Genomic DNA, 17,164 nt, shown 5'->3' with positions numbered 1-17,164 from the left:
TATTAATTGAACAAAGTTAGATTTACAAAAAATCGAATTATCTTTGTAAAAAATATTTTTAACATGAACAAATTACAAACTATTATAGAACAAGCTTGGGAAAACAGAGCTTTATTACAAGAAACCACTACAACTGATGCAATTAGAGAAGTAATCGAATTACTTGATTCGGGTAAACTTCGTGTTGCAGAACCTGTTGGAGATGGATGGCAAGTAAATGAATGGGTAAAAAAAGCAGTGGTAATGTATTTCCCTATTCAAAAAATGGAAACTTGGGAATCTGGAATTTTTGAGTATCATGACAAAATGCTATTAAAAAGAGGATATGCTGAAAAAGGAATTCGTGTAGTTCCTAATGCTGTAGCTCGTTATGGAGCCTATATCTCTAGTGGTGTGATTTTAATGCCTAGTTATGTGAACATTGGAGCTTATGTAGACGAAGGAACTATGGTAGATACCTGGGCTACAGTTGGAAGTTGTGCACAGATTGGTAAAAACGTACACTTAAGTGGTGGTGTTGGAATTGGTGGTGTGCTAGAACCATTACAAGCAGCTCCAGTAATTATTGAAGATGGTGCTTTCATTGGCTCACGTTGTATTGTTGTAGAAGGTGTTCACGTAGGAAAAGAAGCGGTTCTTGGAGCTAACGTTTGTCTAACTGCCTCTACAAAAATTATTGACGTTACTGGTGATGAACCTGTTGAAATGAAAGGCTTTGTTCCTGCACGTTCAGTGGTAATTCCTGGAAGTTATACTAAAAAATTCGCTGCTGGTGAATTCCAAGTTCCTTGCGCTTTAATTATTGGAACTCGTAAACCTTCAACTGATTTAAAAACCTCACTAAACAATGCACTTCGCGAATATGATGTAGCGGTTTAATCTCAAAAAGATACTACTGAAATTCCAAATTCCAATTGACTTCAAGAGGAATTTGGAATTTTTTATTTCTAGAACAAATTAGCAATAGTTGTTTTTTTTCCTTCAATTTGTAACTATAAAAAAGATGCCGAAATAAAATGAAAATATTAGTCATACAACAAAAGATGATTGGTGATGTTCTTATCAGTTCTATCATATGTAATAATCTAAGAAAAGCCTATCCCAATGCTCAAATTGATTATTTGGTTTATGAAGCTACAACTCCAGTTTTGGAAGGGAATTCAAGTATTGACAACATCATTTTATTTCAAGAAAAACATCGTAAAAGCAAGCGTGCTTTGTTACAATTAGGACTTTCCATACGAGCTACAAAATACGATTTATTGATTGATGCGTACTCAAAACTAGAAAGCTGGTTGATTGTAGCCTTAAGTGGTGCCAAAAGAAAAATATCCTATAAAAAACCAGGACGTACTTTTTTATACACTGATAATGTTCCGTTTGAAGCTTATCCAGAAACCAATCTTGGTTTAGCTATCGAAAGACGCCTTTCGTTACTCAAACCGTTAGGATTATCAATATCCATCGATCCTTTACCTAAATTATTCGTTACAGAGGAAGAAACCAGTAAAGCGAAGATACTTTTAGAACAGCATCTTGTAAAAAGCGATAAAAAGAAAATAATGATTAGCCTTTTGGGCAGTGAGAACTTAAAAACCTATCCACTGCACTATATGGCTACCGTAGTAGATACCATTGCTTGCAATAGAGATGTTGCCATACTTTTCAATTATTTTCCAAAACAGTTAGAAGCTGCCAAAGCCGTTTATAATGCTTGCCAAAAAGAAACCCAACAAAAGATTTATTTTGAGGTATTAGGAGGAGATTTGCGCTCTTATATAGCCCTTATGAACGAATGTGACGTGATTATAGGCAATGACGGAGGGGCGATCAATATGGCAAAAGCGTTAAACAAACCTTCTTTTATACTCTTTTCGCCTTGGATAGAAAAGAAAATTTGGGCCACTTTTGAAGATGGCATTCGACACTGTTCCGTTCATCTTCAAGATTTTAAACCTGAATTATTTGCTTCAAAATCAGAAAAAGAGCTTAAAAAAGAGGCGCTTGAATTGTATCAAGAATTCAAACCTGAATTTTTCACAGCGAAGTTAAATCAATTTCTAGATCAAAACATAACTGATTTTGAAAAGTAGTGGTCGCATTTCTGCAAAATTAAGTAAGGGTTTAAGTGCTTTAATAATCACTTTCAATGAAGAAAGCAATATAAATAGTGCCATCGAAAACTTGGCTTTTGCTGATGAAATCATTATTGTAGATTCTTACAGTACAGATGCTACGGTGAGCATTGCGTCTAGTTTTGAACATGTAAAAATCATTCAAAACAAGTTTATCAACTACGCCGACCAACGTAATTTTGCGATTAATTTGGCTTCCTATCCGTGGATTCTTTTTATTGATGCCGACGAAAGAATCAACCCAGCTCTCGAAGAAGAAATAAAAACCATCATTCAAAAAGAAAACGCTATTGTAGCCTACGAATTCAGCCGAACTTTCTTGTTCAATAAGAAACCCTTACGTTTTAGTGGCTGGCAAACCGATAAAATTTATCGCCTTTTCCGAAAAGAAAACTGCTATTACGACATTAATAAAATAGTTCACGAAAAACTGATTGTAAATGGAAAATCAGGCATAGTTAAGAATAAACTCCTGCACTATTCTTATACTGATTATTCTAGTTACAAATACAAAATGATACACTATGGAAAAATGAAAGCCATAGAGGAATTGAACAAAGGTACGGTTCCAAATATTTTTCATTTTTATATTCGACCCGTATATCAATTCCTATATCAATACATTATTCGATTAGGAATATTAGATGGAAAGAAAGGAATGATTATATGCTATTTGAATGCCTACAGCGTTTATGAACGCTTTAAAGAATTAAAAAAATTGCGTTCGAACAACTAAGCCTTCCAAAATTTTAGTTGCTTTTTCAATCGTTGCTTTTTGGCGAATTTTTGTTGAAATTCTTGAGTAAAAAACCACATTTTTTTAAAAACAACTTCTTTGGGTTGAGCGTAAAACTTTGCATATTCCTCACTCATTACAGCAATCATTTCCTCCTTTGGTGTCAATCGACTTAGGTTTTTCATTCTCATATCAAAATCCATAGTGGAATGAAAATTCATTCTATTCAAGTCTACCAAATAGAAAGCATAGTGCTCCTCTCCTACTTTTTTGATTAAAGTATTCCCAGGCGAATGGTCTAAGAACTCAACTCCTTTCTCGTGCAAGTCGAAACAGAATTTAGTAAACTGTCTTAAAATAATTTCATGTTCGGGATAATTAGGAACTTCAACCAATTCACGAAAGGTTAATTCGGTTTCCAAATGTTCACTAACATAAAAACTACTCGTTAAACCAAGCCAATTATAATTCTCTAAATAAGCGATGGGCTGAGGAGTACCAATTCCTTTTTCTAGCAAAGTCGTTGCGTATTCAAAAGATCTTCTCGCTTTTGACTTTCTGAAGTAACGATAGGCGATTTTATTGATTAGATTCGGAATTTTAAATGATTTTATATTGATAGTGCAATCATCCCATTCAAACAACTTTATCGTATTACGTTGACCGTCTCCAAAAAGAATTCCTGATGATTGAAAAGTAGAGATACACTCTTGAATTTTTGTATCAAAAGCAGCAAATAAAGGACTTACAACATATTTCATATACTAAAATGAATTAAAAATGAGGAATAAAATGAAGCTACTACTAATACTTTGGCTTCTCTCAAATAAAATCGTAACGGCAAAGGTAAGTTTTGCTAAGCGTTTTACAAACTGTTTGGATTTTGAAAGTAAATTTTAACCTATTCAAAATTAAAAAGGAATTGTATTTCCAAAAAAATATGTTTATAAAATATTTTTTTCTATAATTAAAACTTTCCTACAAAATTCAAAAAAGGAACTATGTTATAAATTATTTTAAAAACACTAAGAAATGTTTATAATTTTATTACAATTAAATGAGAAAAAAAATAGATAATTTTGCAATAAATTTCTATATAAAATGAAAATTTTAAATGTAACTTCAATTACTGAACTTAGAGGAGGTGATGCTCAAATGTACACGGTTTATAATCTTTTGAAAGAAAAAAATGACATAACCCAATACATTCTATGTCCATCAAACTCTGTATTAGCAGGAATTTGTAAAAAAGACAAGGCTAATTATTTTACCTATGAGAAAAACAAACTCAAATTAATTAACCTGGTACTTGCAATTATTAAAATTTGTAGAAAAAAATCAATCTCAATACTACATATTCATGATTCTTCAGCCTTAAATGCAGGTTTAATAGCCATGAAATATGTTAATAATTCAACATCATTAATTCTAAGCCGAAAAAGAAATAATCGAATAAAAGATAAAATTGCAAATAGGTATAAATATTCACATCCTAGTATTAAGAAAATTGTTTGTGTCTCTAAAGCAGTAGAAGCAATCTTTGAAAACATAATTACTGACAATAATCGTCTATTGACCATTTATGATGCTATTGATGTTGAAAAATTTGCCTCACATACTAACAAAAATCTATTACACAAAGAATTCAATCTTTCGCCTGAAACAAAAATAATTGGAAATATTGCAGGATTAACCAAACAAAAAGACCTCTTTACTTTTATAGATACTGCCAAGAAAGTAAAAGAAAAAAACGATAAAAAAATTCCTTTAAAGTTTTTTATAATTGGAGATGGACCTCTAAAAATGAGCTTAATTGATTATATCAAAACCAATGATTTACAAGATGATGTCTTTTTGACTGGTTTTAGAAACAATGTTACTGACTTACTTCCAGAATTTAACATTTTCCTTAATACCTCAATTACAGAAGGGCTCCCACTAACCATTTATGAAGCCTTTGCTTGTAAAATACCTGTAGTCGCAACAATGGCAGGAGGAATTCCAGAGGTAATCAAAAATGGTGAGACTGGATTTTTAGCAAACCTAAAAGATTCAGATGCATTGTCGGATGCAATTTTAACTGTTTTAAATGAACCTGAATTGGAATCAAAAATAAAAACAAACGCTTTTAGATTAGTAAAACAAAATCATGATTTGAATACTATGCAAAAAAAATACTATGAGTTTTACCAATCATTGAATGACTAAACATTAAATACTTTTTTAATCCAACAATCCAATTTATAATTTTCCAAAATTTCAGGACTTACCTTTATATATTCAGACTCAAAAAATTCTTTTGGTATAGAAAAGTCATCACCTTCTAAAACATAAATGTTTCTTTCGTCATAAAAATCATAATTTTTAATATCTGGGTTATTAGTTATTAATTTTTTATTGTACCCCAGAGATTCAAAAACTCTAAAACTTAATCCAGTTTGTTTTTCTTTTTGAATATCTACCAAAATATCACTAGCTGCGATTATTTTTTTCACTTCATTCAAAGGCAAATACTTATCAATTATTTCAACATTAGAATGTGTTTCATGTTTCTTCTTTTTCACAATAAACCTATAAGAAATATTGTTTTTTTTCAATTCCAAAGCTAATTTCTCCAATAACACAAATCTATTATCAAACGAAGATATATTAAATACTTTTTGTGAATTTATTGTTGTTTCAATACTGTCGTCAAAAATAAAGTTTGTCAAAAACTTTAAATTGTATTTTGTAACATCATTTCTATCGTAACTATAAACTGAATCGAAATAACTAAGGAGCTTTTTTTGTTCTTTAAAATTTTCTATCCCATCAAATAAAAAAGTATTCATTTCTGTACAATTTTCTCTGACAAACACTAAAGCTTTTTTTTGGAGCTTATCAGGCCTAATGATAAGAACTTGATCTAATTTTCCTCTTTTCTTAATGGCATTTATAATAAAATCAGTTCTATTGATTTCTTTTAATCCAAAACCAAGAATTAGTTTTAAAAACAAATTAAAAAACCTTACTAATTTGTTACTATAAGAAAAAGGGATTGCGTCAATATTAATAAAAAGTAAATCTATATTTTTATCACGCAATTTCTCAGCAACAAAATCTATGTAACCAAATGAATTTGTAGTAATAATTGCAATTTTTTTGTTTCGGATCATTTATTATTCGATTATAAGTTTGCAAAAATAAAGAAGTAATAATAAAAAAAGTCATTCCTATTTCATTTAATACTAAAGTAATTTGGTCGATTTTTTTTATTCCTTATTTGTAGTAATGAATTATGCATTATAGGAAGAAAGCAGCTCAAAATTTATAGATTTAAAGAATATTAGTATTAAAAATATTATTTTATTATTTTAAAAACACTTTATAAACAATCCTTTCATAATTTATTAAATATAATCTAAATCATGTATTTATATTTTATAGATTTATCACCTTAACCTATCAATTTAAAATATGCTTCACTTACTGAATTCTATTCAAAAAGCTATTTCATCGGAAAAAACATTAAACACAATAACCCGTAATCTACAAGAGAATCATGGTATCGTAAACATCCACAGGATTGATGAAAAAAACATAGGAGATTATTACTGTGCTCCACACCATTACTTTGATCAACTACAGCAATCTTTGGACATTTTTGATTATAAAAGTTTAGTTCCAACAGTCAAACAAAATTTTATTGATACCATTTCTCAGAATTCTTTGATTATAGGCGGAGGTGGGTTGCTTAATCGAGGAAGCTTTGATAAACAAATTCATGCTTTTGAAAAATTAAGCCAAAAAAATAAAAAAATGGTTTTGTGGGGATTGGGGCATAATGAAAAAAATCCAAAAGCTTATGGTAAAATAACATCATACAATATTGACACCAAAAAATTTGGTTTAGTCGGTGTGAGAGATTATGACATGAAAGAAGAATGGGTGCCTTGTGCGAGTTGTCTACATCCTATCCTAGATACAAAATCAGAGGTAAGTAACGAAATTGGATTAATCTTTCATAAAAAAACGCTCAACAATCGCAAAGTTTTAGACAAGTTCAAGGATTATCCTTCAACTTCAAATACTACAAGTTTAGAAGATATTGTATCATTTATTGCCAAAACAGACACCATCATAACCGATAGTTATCATGCTATGTACTGGAGTTTATTGATGAATAAAAAAGTGGTGGTTTTCCCTAACTCCTCGAAATTTTATACTTTTAAATACCAACCCGTTTTTTCCACAATTGATACCTTTAAATCTGATTGTAAAAAAGCACAAAATTATTCAGGCATATTGGAAGAGTGTCGAGAAATCAATCTAAAATTCTCTGAAAAGGTTTTTGATTATCTGGGATACTAATCTTTTTGCCGATTAAAATCAACTTTTTAATTGCATTGAATTTTAAAGTTTTAAAATATGGAATGAATACAAGCAATGATGACTTTTATTTACCATTACTCTTTCAAAAGTGATTCACTCTCTTTTACTAAATTAGCTTACCCGAAAAAAAAGGCTTACAATCCAAACGATTGTAAGCCTTTTCAACTAAAATTAACATATAAAAAACTTCTTACTCAATAGGTAATACTAGAGTTGACGTAACCGCCTCCAGTACTTGAAAAGCCGTTTCTGCCATCTTGTTTCCTTTCGTATCTAATAAGGGATTAACTTCTACTATTTCAATACAAACTACTTTTTTGGTTTTTATTATCTGTTCAATGATAGCAATGATTTCATATTGATCAAATCCTTTGGCTACAGGTGTTCCTGTTCCGTAGGAAATTAAATCGCAATCCATGGAATCCACATCAAAGGATATATACAAAACTTCGCAATGAGACAGCTTTACCAAAGCTTCTGCCACACAAGTCTCTAAACCTCTATAACGCACTTCGTCTACTTTATAATTGCGAATAGACAATCGTTCCATTTGTTGATCTTCTGCTTCTTCGGTATCGCGAACACCAAAATACACCAAATTCTCTGGTTGAATTTTTGGGCCTTTGTAGCCTATCTGTTTCATTTCTTCCCAATACTTTTGGGTATCTTGATCTACAGCATTGGTTTTAGCATCCAAATTATCATTGGCCAATGCTGCCGCTAAAGGCATTCCGTGTATATTTCCAGAAGGTGAAGTGTAGGGCGAATGCAAATCGGCGTGTGCATCAATCCAAATTACACCAACGTTTTGCTCAGGAAATGTTGATTTAATCCCACTTATGGTTCCTAATGCTGAGGAATGATCTCCGGATAACACAATTGGAAAATAGTCTTTCAAATTTTTTTGAACAGCATTCGAAACACGAACACATTGTTCTACCACATGTTCTATCCTTTTGGCCACTGTACTTCGATCTTTATCGTAAATCGATTCGTTATGAGTCTTAATATCTTCAAATGGAAACTGATTAAAGTAATCACTTCCTTGATTGATCGCTGCAATTTCAATAGCATCTACCCCTAAATCAGAGCCTCGAGTTCCTGCTCCAATATCGGATCTATTTTTAATTAACTTAATTGGTTTCATACAAATTTCTAGATGAAGTCATTTAACGCCTTTTCAATAATCGCCAAACATTCTTGAATTTGCTCCTCGGTAATCACCAAGGGTGGCGCAAAACGAATTTTGTTCCCATGTGTAGGTTTAGCCAACAAACCATAATCTCTAAATCGCAAACAAATATCCCAAGCCAAATCAGAATCTTCATCGCTATTGATCACAATAGCATTCAGCAAACCTTTTCCTCTAACCAAAGTAATCAATGGGTTTTTGGCTGCTATATCATTTAAACCTAGTCTTAGAATATTTCCTAAACGATCTGCGTTAGCAGCTAAATTTTCCTCTTTTATCACCTCCAAAGCTGCTATAGCCACAGCTGCTGCCACTGGATTCCCTCCAAAAGTAGAACCGTGTTGCCCTGGTTTTATTACATTCATAATCTCATTATTGGCCAAAACAGCCGACACTGGATACACTCCGCCAGAAATGGCTTTTCCGAGAATAAGAATATCTGGTTTTACTTCAGGCGTTTTAGTACAACCTTTTTCACAAGAACAATTGCCGCAAGTAGCCAATAAACGACCAGTACGAGCGATTCCCGTTTGCACTTCATCTGCAATAAAAAGAGCATTATTTGCTTCACAAAGTGCTTTAGCTTTTGCTAAATACCCTTCGGAAGGCACATAAACCCCTGCTTCACCTTGAATAGGCTCCACTAAAAAACCTGCAATGTTAGGTGAAGATTGCAATGCTTTTTCTAAAGCATCGATATCGTCATAAGGAATTCTGATAAAACCTTCGGTGAATGGACCAAAACTTTTACGCGCTCCTTCATCATTAGAAAAAGAGATAATTGTAGTAGTTCTTCCGTGAAAATTATTTTCGCAAACAATCACTTGCGCTTGATTTTCTGGAATGCCTTTCACTTCATACGCCCATTTACGGCATAATTTTAAAGCAGTTTCTACCGCTTCAGCTCCGGTATTCATTGGTAATACTTTATCGAAGCCGAAATAATCTGTAACGTATTCTTCGAAAACACCTAATTTGTCATTGTGAAAAGCACGAGATGTTAAGGTCAACTTTTGTGCTTGTTCTACCATTGCTCCAACAATTTTTGGATGACAATGTCCTTGATTTACGGCTGAATAAGCAGACAAAAAATCAAAGTATTTTTTACCATCAACATCCCAAACATAAACCCCTTCCCCTCGCTCTAAAACTACTGGTAACGGATGATAATTATGTGCGCCGTATTGGTCTTCTTTTGCAATCAACACTTCAGATTTTGAAGAAAGAATTTGTGCTGTATGTTTCATATTAATGGTCTTAAATTAATTTATAAGTGCCAAAAGTAATTCAATTAATTTAATTATTCTAAAAAAAAGTGTTTTTTGACTTAAATATTCTTTAAATAAATATTTTTTTATTTTTTTTGATTAAAATTAAAGTCATTTTGGTATTTTTGAAATCGAAATTCCACTTTCATTTTGAAATGAATTAAAAATAATTACTTTTATGAATAAAAAAAAAGTGATTTTAACTTATAAATAGATAAAAAAATGGAAGTATTAGATGAATTTGATATCAATATCATTAAAGAATTGGAAAAAGATGGTAGAATGGCTTTTTCTGCTATTGCCACAAGTCTCAAAATTTCCAATACCATGGTGCATCAACGAATCAACCGATTAATTGAGCAAGGTGTACTCGCTGGGATCAAACCTGTAATCAATGAAAAAAAGATTGGTTATGATTGGGGAGCATTTACAGGCATTACTTTGAACAAAGATGCCGACTCCAAAAGAGTGATTGAGGAATTAAAACAAATACCTGAGATAACCGAATGCTATTTTATTACCGGTTCTTTTACGCTGTATGTAAAGTTGATCGCAAAAGATCACGAACATATGAGAAAAGTTTTGTACGAAAAAATCGATAATATTCCAGGCATCGCCAAAACCGATTCTATAATTGAGTTAGGTTGTGCGTTTAAGCGCAATGTAACTTTGTAATCCTAATTAGGTTATTCAAAAATTTTGAATTAAAATTTAAGTGAATCGAAAAGAGTAAAGGTAATTTTTATTACAAAAAAAATGATCTAGAAAAATATTCTAAAAAGATACTTTTTAAACAAAAAAAAATGTTCACTGTAACTAAACATACTCTTTTTTTTCCTTTAATACCAATACTTTACAGAAAATTGATGCGGTTATTTTTTTCAAATAAATAAGAAAAAAAAATAGAAAATTTAGAATCATTTGAGAATAACAAATCAATAGAAACCTAGCATTTTTATTTAATACTACTTAACAATATGTCTCAATCCAAATTTAAATTTATTTCTCATTTTCTATCCTTATTTTTACTGTTCAATCTAACGGCATTCGCTCAAAAAAACAAAGGAAAATTATTCATCATTGGTGGCGGAAAACGCTCTGATGTATTGATGAATCAGATGCTTAAAGTAGCTGACTTAAAAACCAAAGATTTTATTGTGGTGCTTCCTATGTCAAGTGAAGAACCTGATAGTGCTTATATTTATTTCAAAAAACAGTTAAGCAAATTAACTCCTCATCCTATCGTAATGCTCAATTTTGACAAAACTACGAGTCAAAATAAAGTCCTTACGGATTCGTTGCAAAAAGCCAAACTCATCTTCATCAGCGGTGGAGACCAAACCCGATTTATGGGAGTCGTTCGTGGCACTCCGATTTATGATGCCATTCACAAAGCCCATCAAAACGGGAGCACTATTGCAGGAACTAGCGCAGGTGCAGCGGTTATGTGTGAAAATATGATTACGGGGAACCAAAAATTAGAAACCAAATACACTGAAACTTTTGATAATATCCGTTATGACAACCTTGAAATCAACTCAGGTTTGGGCTTAGTAAAAAACGTTATTATTGACCAGCATTTTCTAAAAAGAAGTCGTTACAATCGCTTACTGACAGGCCTAGTCGATTTCCCGAATCACGTTGGAATTGGCATTGACGAAAGTACCGCCATTGTTGTGAGAGACAAAACTGTTGAAGTCGTAGGCGAAAGCGAAGTCATCGTGGTCAAAAATCCTAAAGAAATCAAGAAAGCACCCAAAAATCATCTTGTGAGTATCAAATCTTTAGAAATGAGCGTTTTGATTGAAGGTCAAAAATTTAATATCCAATAAAATGAAAACACAACACTATTGGGCGATTGTTTGGATGCTACTATTGAGTCCACTGACATCAATTTGGGCACAACAATTAACTGCTGCCGAGGTAAAACGAATGGAGCAACAAGCCAAACAAGTTACTATCATCAGAGACAATTGGGGCATTGCTCACGTATACGGAAAGACTGATGCTGATGCGGTTTTTGGTATGTTGTATGCGCAATGCGAAGACGACTTTAAGCGTGTCGAAATGAACTATATCGAAAAATTAGGTCGCTTGGCTGAAATAAAAGGCGCTAGTGTTTTGTACAACGATCTAGAAACCCGTTTGCTCATAGACGCCGAAGAAGCCAAAGCCGATTACAAAAAAGCAGCACCTTGGCTCAAAAAATTAATGAACAGTTATGCTGATGCCATCAACTATTACTTGTATAAACATCCTGAAGTAAAACCATTATTGCTGACTCGTTTTGAACCTTGGTTTCCTTTGCTTTGGACCGACGGCAGTATTGGCGCGATTAGCACCGCCGATTTAACCACTGGTGAATTGAAAGCTTTTTACTCTGGCAACAACGACAAAGTTGCTTACGTTGAAAGAGACGTGAATGTGCAAACGGGGTCGAATGGATTTGCCATTGCGCCTTCAAAATCAATTTCGGGAAATGCACTTTTGTACATCAATCCACATACTACTTTTTATTTCAGACCCGAAATCCAAATCAGTAGTCAAGAAGGATTAAATGCCTACGGAGCCGTGACTTGGGGACAATTTTTTATTTACCAAGGTTTTAATGAAAACTGTGGCTGGATGCATACGTCTTCGAATGTAGATGTAGCCGATATGTATGCAGAAAAAATAGTCGACCAAAAGGGGAAACTTTTTTATGAATACGATGGAAAATTATTACCAGTAAAAGAAAAAAACATCGTCATTAAGTATTTGGACAAAGGACAAATGGCCTCCAAAACCATCAAGACCTATTTTACAATTCACGGTCCGATTATGGCTAAACGAGACGGAAAATGGATTAGTTTGAAATCCAAAAACCGCAATATGGAAAGTTTGGTACAAAGTTGGGTGAGAACCAAATCAAAGGATTTCAAGGACTACCAAAAAGCAATGGATTTAAAAGCCAACACCTCCAACAATACTGTGTATGCCGACAACAAAGGCAACATAGCCTATTGGCACGGGAACTATATTCCAATGCGCGACAAAAGTCTCAATTGGGCCAAAGTAGTCGATGGAAGCACCTCCAAAACCCAATGGAAAGGTTTACATCCAATATCCGAAACCGTGCATTTGTACAATCCAACTAACGGCTGGTTACAAAATTGCAACTCCACTCCCTATTCTGTAGCAGGCAACAATAGCCCAAAAGAATCCAACTATTTACCATATATGGCGCCTGACGGAGAAAACTTCAGAGGAGTTAATGCCGTTCGTATTTTCAGTCAAGACAAAAAATACACGCTAGACGATTTAATTAAGGATGGTTACGACACCAAACTTTCGGCTTTTGAAGTGTTACTTCCTGCTTTGATTGCTAATTTTCAAAAAGACGCACAAACTCAAGAACCCAAATTCAAAGATTTGGCAGCTCCAATCCAAGTGTTGAAAAATTGGAATTATTATTCGAATGTAAATTCTGTGGCTACCACTTTGGCTAATGAATGGGCGTTCAAATTGAATCCAATTTTACAAAAAGTCTACATTGACGAAGGTGAAAAAGACCAAGTAGAAAACATGACCGAGTTTGCCAAAACAGCTGGCATTGATGACATGTTACCACAATTAAGAGAAGTTATACAAGAACTGCAAGCCAAATTTGGAAAATGGGAAGTTCCGTGGGGTGACATCAACCGTTTTCAACGTCCTTCGGGAGATATTGACTTAACATATGACGACAATAAAGAAAGTTTAGCAATGGGTACCGCTTCTGTATTGTGGGGAAGTTTGCCTGCTTTCAAAAGTTCGTACCAAAACAACAGCAAAAAACGATACGGTTACAACGGCAACAGCTTTATTTGTGCGGTTGAATTTGGTCCAAAGATAAAAGCCAAATCTTTATTGGCAGGAGGAAATTCGGGAGACCCCAACTCGAAACACTTTTTTGACCAAGCCAAAATGTATCAAAACGCCCAATTCAAAGACGTTTTATTTTACAAAGAAGACGTCCAAAAAAATGCTGAGAAAACCTATCATCCCGGTGAGTAATCGCAATCGATACTTCAAATGCCCTCGTAAATTTTTCACGAGGGTATTTTTTTTGAGTAATATTACTGATATTTGTTAAAAACTAACCCTATGAGAAATATAACTGTCCTATTCTTGACGCTACTATTGTGTAGTCTATCAAGTAATGCCCAATTAAAAGCCGTTTCCTATCAAGATGGCAATCAAAAACTTAACGGCTTTGCTATCCAACCTAAGAAAAAAAGCAGCCAAAAACCAGGAATTCTGATTCTTCCCGCGTGGAAAGGTATTGATGACCATTCCAAACAAACCGCAATCAAATTGTCAAATCTAGGGTATCACGCCTTTATTGCGGATATTTATGGCGAAGGAAATTATCCAAAAGACAATGCCGAAGCTGGGAAAAATGCAGGTTATTACAAAAAGAACACCGATTTGTATCAAAAAAGAATTAGCCTAGCCTTGGCACAACTCATTCAATCAGGCGCTAATGCTGATAATATTGCCGTGATTGGTTTTTGCTTCGGAGGAACAGGTGCTTTAGAAGCCGCACGAGGCAATATGAACATCAAAGGAGTGGTATCCTTTCACGGTGGTTTAGGTAAAGATGCCGCTCGTACCACTACTCCAATCCAAGCTAAAGTTTTAGCTTGTCACGGTGCCGATGACCCCTTTGTACCCAAAGAAGAAATTGCGGCCTTTCAACAAGAAATGCGTGACGCCAAAGCCGATTGGGAAATGATTTATTATGCCAATGCCGTGCACTCCTTTACCGATCCAAACGCAGGAAACGACAACTCCAAAGGAGCCGCTTACAATGAAAAAGCTGCAAAACGTTCCTTTGAACACATGCAACTTTTCTTAAACGAAATTTTAAAAAAATAAAAAAGTTAACCGCAAATTACTTCGTCTATTCGCTTTTGCTCGAGTCGCAAATTAAACTATGCCGATGTAAACATATTTTTTGAATTTGCTATAAAAAACACAAAACTTGAAAAAAGTCAGCGAATCTGCGGTAATCAAACAACACAAATAAAAATATAATCTTCGGTAAATAAAATCCTTAAAAATGATACAAAAAGCATTAGTATGTGCTGTATTTGTTAGCCTTTCCTGTACGGCACAAAACAAACCCAAAGCAGCACCCGTAGAAAAGTACCTGGCTACGATTACCCAAGCCGACCTAAAAAAACACCTGACTATCGTAGCTTCCGACAAAATGGAAGGACGCGACACAGGAACCGAAGGTCAAAAAAAAGCCGGTCGCTATCTCATCGAACAATACAAAAAAAACGGCATTTCATTTCCAGACGGCGCCTCCGACTATTATCAAAAAGTACCCGCTGAGTTCATGAACACCCGTTACGGATCAAAACTCAATGACTCCGAGAACATTTGGGCTTTCATCAAAGGAACTGAAAAACCAGACGAAATCTTGGTTATTTCAGCCCATTACGACCATGTAGGTGTTAAAAATGGTGACGTTTACAACGGCGCCGACGACGATGGCTCAGGAACCGTGGCGCTTTTAGAAATCGCACAAGCCTTTCAACTGGCAAAAAAACAAGGTCACGGTCCAAAACGTTCCATTTTAATTTTGCATGTAACAGGCGAAGAACACGGCTTGCACGGCTCTCGTTTTTATGCCCAAAACCCATTGTTTCCCTTAAAAAACACCATCGCCGACATCAATATTGACATGATTGGACGTCGCGATTTTGACCATCCCAAAACCAATAATTACGTTTATGTCATTGGTGCCGATAGATTGTCGAGTCAGCTACACGAAATCACTGTGGCAGCCAACGAAAAATACACCAAATTGGATTTGGATTTCAAATACAACGACAAGAAGGATCCCAATCATTTTTATGAGCGTTCCGACCATTACAACTTTGCCAAAAATGGCATCCCGTCGGTATTTTTGTTCAATGGTGTGCACGAGGACTACCATAAAAAAACCGATGAAGTCAGCAAAATCGAGTTTGATGCCCTAGCCAAAAGAGCCCAATTGGCCTTTGCTATGGCTTGGGAATTGGCCAACAGACCCGAACGTCCTGCAGTAGACAAACCTTTACATTAGTTGCCTTCTAAGGTGCAGGGGAAGTAGTTTTTTTTGCCAGCATAGGTCCCGCTATCTGGTGTATCTTTGCTTTTCAAGCAGCAAAAAAAGCAGAGGAAGCCGCTGCTGTCGGGGCTATAATAAAGAATCATATTATTTGAAATTAATTAACCTATTTAAACATTATTTTATAATTAATAAATAAAAGACTATACTTAAAATCAATATAAAATATTGAATTTATAATTGAAAAAAATTAAGGAATCAATTAATATAAGCAATGATTAAATTCAAATATGCAAAAGATGAAAATGAGAAGCTGATTAATATTGACAGCTTAAATGAAGAAAACAGATTTAGATCTAAGTTCTTTTGTATAAGTTGTGGAAAAGAGCTAATTGCTAAACTTGGAAAGATTAAGATACATCATTTTGCCCATAAAAAAGTTGTGACGTGTTCGGGAGAGACATATTTACATTTACTTGGAAAAAAATTGTTTTATGAAAATTATACCGAATGTTTAAATACACAAAAACCATTTATAATTGAGTTATATAAAAAAAGAACCTGTAATCACTTTGAAAAAGAACTTAATTTTAAATGCAAACTTCAAAAGACCTTAAACAAGTTTAATCTTATTGAGTTCTTTGATAAAATATCTATTGAAAAAAGAGAAGGTTCTTTTATCCCGGATTTAATGCTAACAGGAAAAAACAATAAGGACAAAATATTCATTGAAATTGCGGTTACTCATTTTTCAACTGAAAAAAAACTAAATTCAAATTATAGGATTATTGAATTTGAAATTAAAAATGATGAAGACTTTGAGCCAATAAATAAAAAATATTTAAGAGTAGAGGATTCAAGAATAAAATTCAAAAATTTCAAATCAGAGATAAATACTTCAATTTGCAATGGTGAATGCCAAAAAGACTTCAATTTATTTACTCTTGATAAGGATGGTAGATGTCTCTTGAAACAAAAAAATTTAAAACAAATAAAAAAACTACTAGAAACAGAATATAAAAAAATTGTCAATCATGTAATCTCAAATGATTATGGGCACGATTATCCTGAAATTTTTAAAAAAGGAGTAGCTGATTTTTCTAATCAAAATTTTAAAGTTAAAAATTGTTTTGTTTGTCGCTATCACGCAGAGAATCATTCTTGGTATGATTTTGAAGATATTAAAGGTGTACCAATTTATTGTAAATTTCTCAAAATAAAATGCAATTCTAATCAGGCTGTTAATTGTCAATATTTTAAATTGGAAAAAAATTATGTACAAGAAATCTTAACCGTACTAACTGAATATATCTCAAAAAACGAGCGGTATTTTAATAAAATTAATGATACATAAATCTAAATTGAATCAGACAGCTCGGA

The 17,164-nt window shown here is 33.4% G+C and carries 15 protein-coding genes; 11 read left to right on the top strand and 4 right to left on the bottom strand.

The window, feature by feature from the left end:
- The first annotated feature begins 63 nt into the window (after positions 1-63).
- The 3 genes from ACSVH5_RS03665 (at position 64) to ACSVH5_RS03655 (ending at position 2,871) form a co-directional block, all read left to right on the top strand.
- A complete protein-coding gene (locus ACSVH5_RS03665) occupies positions 64-879 on the top strand; it encodes a 2,3,4,5-tetrahydropyridine-2,6-dicarboxylate N-succinyltransferase (protein WP_438060104.1) in 816 nt (271 codons plus the stop codon).
- A 137-nt stretch (positions 880-1,016) separates the two neighbouring features.
- Positions 1,017-2,093 (top strand): glycosyltransferase family 9 protein, encoded by a 1,077-nt coding sequence (locus ACSVH5_RS03660; RefSeq protein WP_438060103.1) that lies wholly within the window; start codon positions 1,017-1,019, stop codon positions 2,091-2,093.
- Entirely contained in the window at positions 2,083-2,871 is a 789-nt protein-coding gene (locus ACSVH5_RS03655) for a glycosyltransferase family 2 protein (RefSeq protein WP_438060102.1), read from the top strand. Before ACSVH5_RS03660 ends, ACSVH5_RS03655 begins: the two co-directional genes overlap by 11 nt.
- Here the strand turns inward: ACSVH5_RS03655 and ACSVH5_RS03650 are convergent.
- Entirely contained in the window at positions 2,868-3,632 is a 765-nt protein-coding gene (locus ACSVH5_RS03650; RefSeq protein ID WP_438060101.1) for a lipopolysaccharide kinase InaA family protein, read from the bottom strand. The genes ACSVH5_RS03655 and ACSVH5_RS03650 overlap by 4 nt on opposite strands.
- 340 nt (positions 3,633-3,972) lie before the next feature.
- Between ACSVH5_RS03650 and ACSVH5_RS03645 the strand changes: the two genes are divergently transcribed.
- Positions 3,973-5,079 carry a glycosyltransferase gene (locus tag ACSVH5_RS03645; protein ID WP_438060100.1) on the top strand — a complete coding sequence of 369 codons (1,107 nt, stop codon included), beginning with the start codon at positions 3,973-3,975 and terminating at the stop codon, positions 5,077-5,079.
- On the opposite strand, the gene ACSVH5_RS03640 is transcribed toward ACSVH5_RS03645, so the two are convergent.
- Positions 5,076-6,026, bottom strand: coding sequence for a hypothetical protein (locus tag ACSVH5_RS03640; RefSeq protein WP_438060099.1), 951 nt, complete (start codon positions 6,024-6,026; stop codon positions 5,076-5,078). The two genes, ACSVH5_RS03645 and ACSVH5_RS03640, sit on opposite strands and share 4 nt — an antisense overlap.
- 301 nt (positions 6,027-6,327) lie before the next feature.
- Between ACSVH5_RS03640 and ACSVH5_RS03635 the strand changes: the two genes are divergently transcribed.
- Complete coding sequence (locus ACSVH5_RS03635) at positions 6,328-7,221, top strand: polysaccharide pyruvyl transferase family protein (RefSeq protein WP_438060098.1); 894 nt, start codon at positions 6,328-6,330, stop codon at positions 7,219-7,221.
- Between the two features lie 211 nt (positions 7,222-7,432).
- Here the strand turns inward: ACSVH5_RS03635 and ACSVH5_RS03630 are convergent, their stop codons facing one another.
- Positions 7,433-8,389, bottom strand: coding sequence for an arginase (locus ACSVH5_RS03630; RefSeq protein WP_438060097.1), 957 nt, complete (start codon positions 8,387-8,389; stop codon positions 7,433-7,435).
- Between the two features lie 8 nt (positions 8,390-8,397).
- On the bottom strand, positions 8,398-9,681 hold the full coding sequence (rocD, locus tag ACSVH5_RS03625) for an ornithine--oxo-acid transaminase (RefSeq protein ID WP_438060096.1): 1,284 nt from the start codon (positions 9,679-9,681) through the stop codon (positions 8,398-8,400).
- Between the two features lie 243 nt (positions 9,682-9,924).
- Between rocD and ACSVH5_RS03620 the strand changes: the two genes are divergently transcribed.
- The 6 genes from ACSVH5_RS03620 to ACSVH5_RS03595 all read left to right on the top strand — a co-directional run bounded on the left by ACSVH5_RS03620 (position 9,925) and on the right by ACSVH5_RS03595 (position 17,138).
- Positions 9,925-10,377: an Lrp/AsnC family transcriptional regulator gene (locus ACSVH5_RS03620; RefSeq protein WP_438060095.1), complete on the top strand. Its 453-nt coding sequence runs from the start codon at positions 9,925-9,927 to the stop codon at positions 10,375-10,377.
- A 302-nt stretch (positions 10,378-10,679) separates the two neighbouring features.
- Entirely contained in the window at positions 10,680-11,534 is an 855-nt protein-coding gene (locus ACSVH5_RS03615) for a cyanophycinase (protein WP_438060094.1), read from the top strand.
- Position 11,535: 1 nt separating this feature from the next.
- Positions 11,536-13,737, top strand: a complete 2,202-nt coding sequence (locus tag ACSVH5_RS03610; RefSeq protein ID WP_438060093.1) for a penicillin acylase family protein — start codon at positions 11,536-11,538, stop codon at positions 13,735-13,737.
- 90 nt (positions 13,738-13,827) lie between these two features.
- Positions 13,828-14,601, top strand: a complete 774-nt coding sequence (locus ACSVH5_RS03605; protein WP_438060092.1) for a dienelactone hydrolase family protein — start codon at positions 13,828-13,830, stop codon at positions 14,599-14,601.
- Positions 14,602-14,785: 184 nt separating this feature from the next.
- Entirely contained in the window at positions 14,786-15,799 is a 1,014-nt protein-coding gene (locus ACSVH5_RS03600) for a M28 family metallopeptidase (RefSeq protein WP_438060091.1), read from the top strand.
- 259 nt (positions 15,800-16,058) lie between these two features.
- Positions 16,059-17,138 carry a hypothetical protein gene (locus ACSVH5_RS03595; protein ID WP_438060090.1) on the top strand — a complete coding sequence of 360 codons (1,080 nt, stop codon included), beginning with the start codon at positions 16,059-16,061 and terminating at the stop codon, positions 17,136-17,138.
- The last annotated feature ends 26 nt before the right edge of the window (positions 17,139-17,164 follow it).

Origin of the sequence: Flavobacterium sp. RSSA_27 (genome assembly GCF_051547125.1) — a bacterium.
Taxonomy (GTDB): domain Bacteria; phylum Bacteroidota; class Bacteroidia; order Flavobacteriales; family Flavobacteriaceae; genus Flavobacterium.
This window is presented reverse-complemented; position numbering and strand designations above follow the sequence as displayed.

Excerpts from the sequence above, each read along its gene's own strand:
- ACSVH5_RS03635 (WP_438060098.1), top strand. The coding sequence starts at position 6,328 with ATGCTTCACTTACTGAATTCTATTCAAAAAGCTATTTCATCGGAAAAA.
- ACSVH5_RS03615 (WP_438060094.1), top strand. The coding sequence starts at position 10,680 with ATGTCTCAATCCAAATTTAAATTTATTTCTCATTTTCTATCCTTATTT.
- ACSVH5_RS03650 (WP_438060101.1), bottom strand. The coding sequence starts at position 3,632 with ATGAAATATGTTGTAAGTCCTTTATTTGCTGCTTTTGATACAAAAATT.
- ACSVH5_RS03595 (WP_438060090.1), top strand. The coding sequence starts at position 16,059 with ATGATTAAATTCAAATATGCAAAAGATGAAAATGAGAAGCTGATTAAT.
- ACSVH5_RS03640 (WP_438060099.1), bottom strand. The coding sequence starts at position 6,026 with ATGATCCGAAACAAAAAAATTGCAATTATTACTACAAATTCATTTGGT.
- rocD (WP_438060096.1), bottom strand. The coding sequence starts at position 9,681 with ATGAAACATACAGCACAAATTCTTTCTTCAAAATCTGAAGTGTTGATT.
- ACSVH5_RS03600 (WP_438060091.1), top strand. The coding sequence starts at position 14,786 with ATGATACAAAAAGCATTAGTATGTGCTGTATTTGTTAGCCTTTCCTGT.
- ACSVH5_RS03605 (WP_438060092.1), top strand. The coding sequence starts at position 13,828 with ATGAGAAATATAACTGTCCTATTCTTGACGCTACTATTGTGTAGTCTA.
- ACSVH5_RS03630 (WP_438060097.1), bottom strand. The coding sequence starts at position 8,389 with ATGAAACCAATTAAGTTAATTAAAAATAGATCCGATATTGGAGCAGGA.
- ACSVH5_RS03660 (WP_438060103.1), top strand. The coding sequence starts at position 1,017 with ATGAAAATATTAGTCATACAACAAAAGATGATTGGTGATGTTCTTATC.
- ACSVH5_RS03610 (WP_438060093.1), top strand. The coding sequence starts at position 11,536 with ATGAAAACACAACACTATTGGGCGATTGTTTGGATGCTACTATTGAGT.
- ACSVH5_RS03665 (WP_438060104.1), top strand. The coding sequence starts at position 64 with ATGAACAAATTACAAACTATTATAGAACAAGCTTGGGAAAACAGAGCT.
- ACSVH5_RS03620 (WP_438060095.1), top strand. The coding sequence starts at position 9,925 with ATGGAAGTATTAGATGAATTTGATATCAATATCATTAAAGAATTGGAA.
- ACSVH5_RS03645 (WP_438060100.1), top strand. The coding sequence starts at position 3,973 with ATGAAAATTTTAAATGTAACTTCAATTACTGAACTTAGAGGAGGTGAT.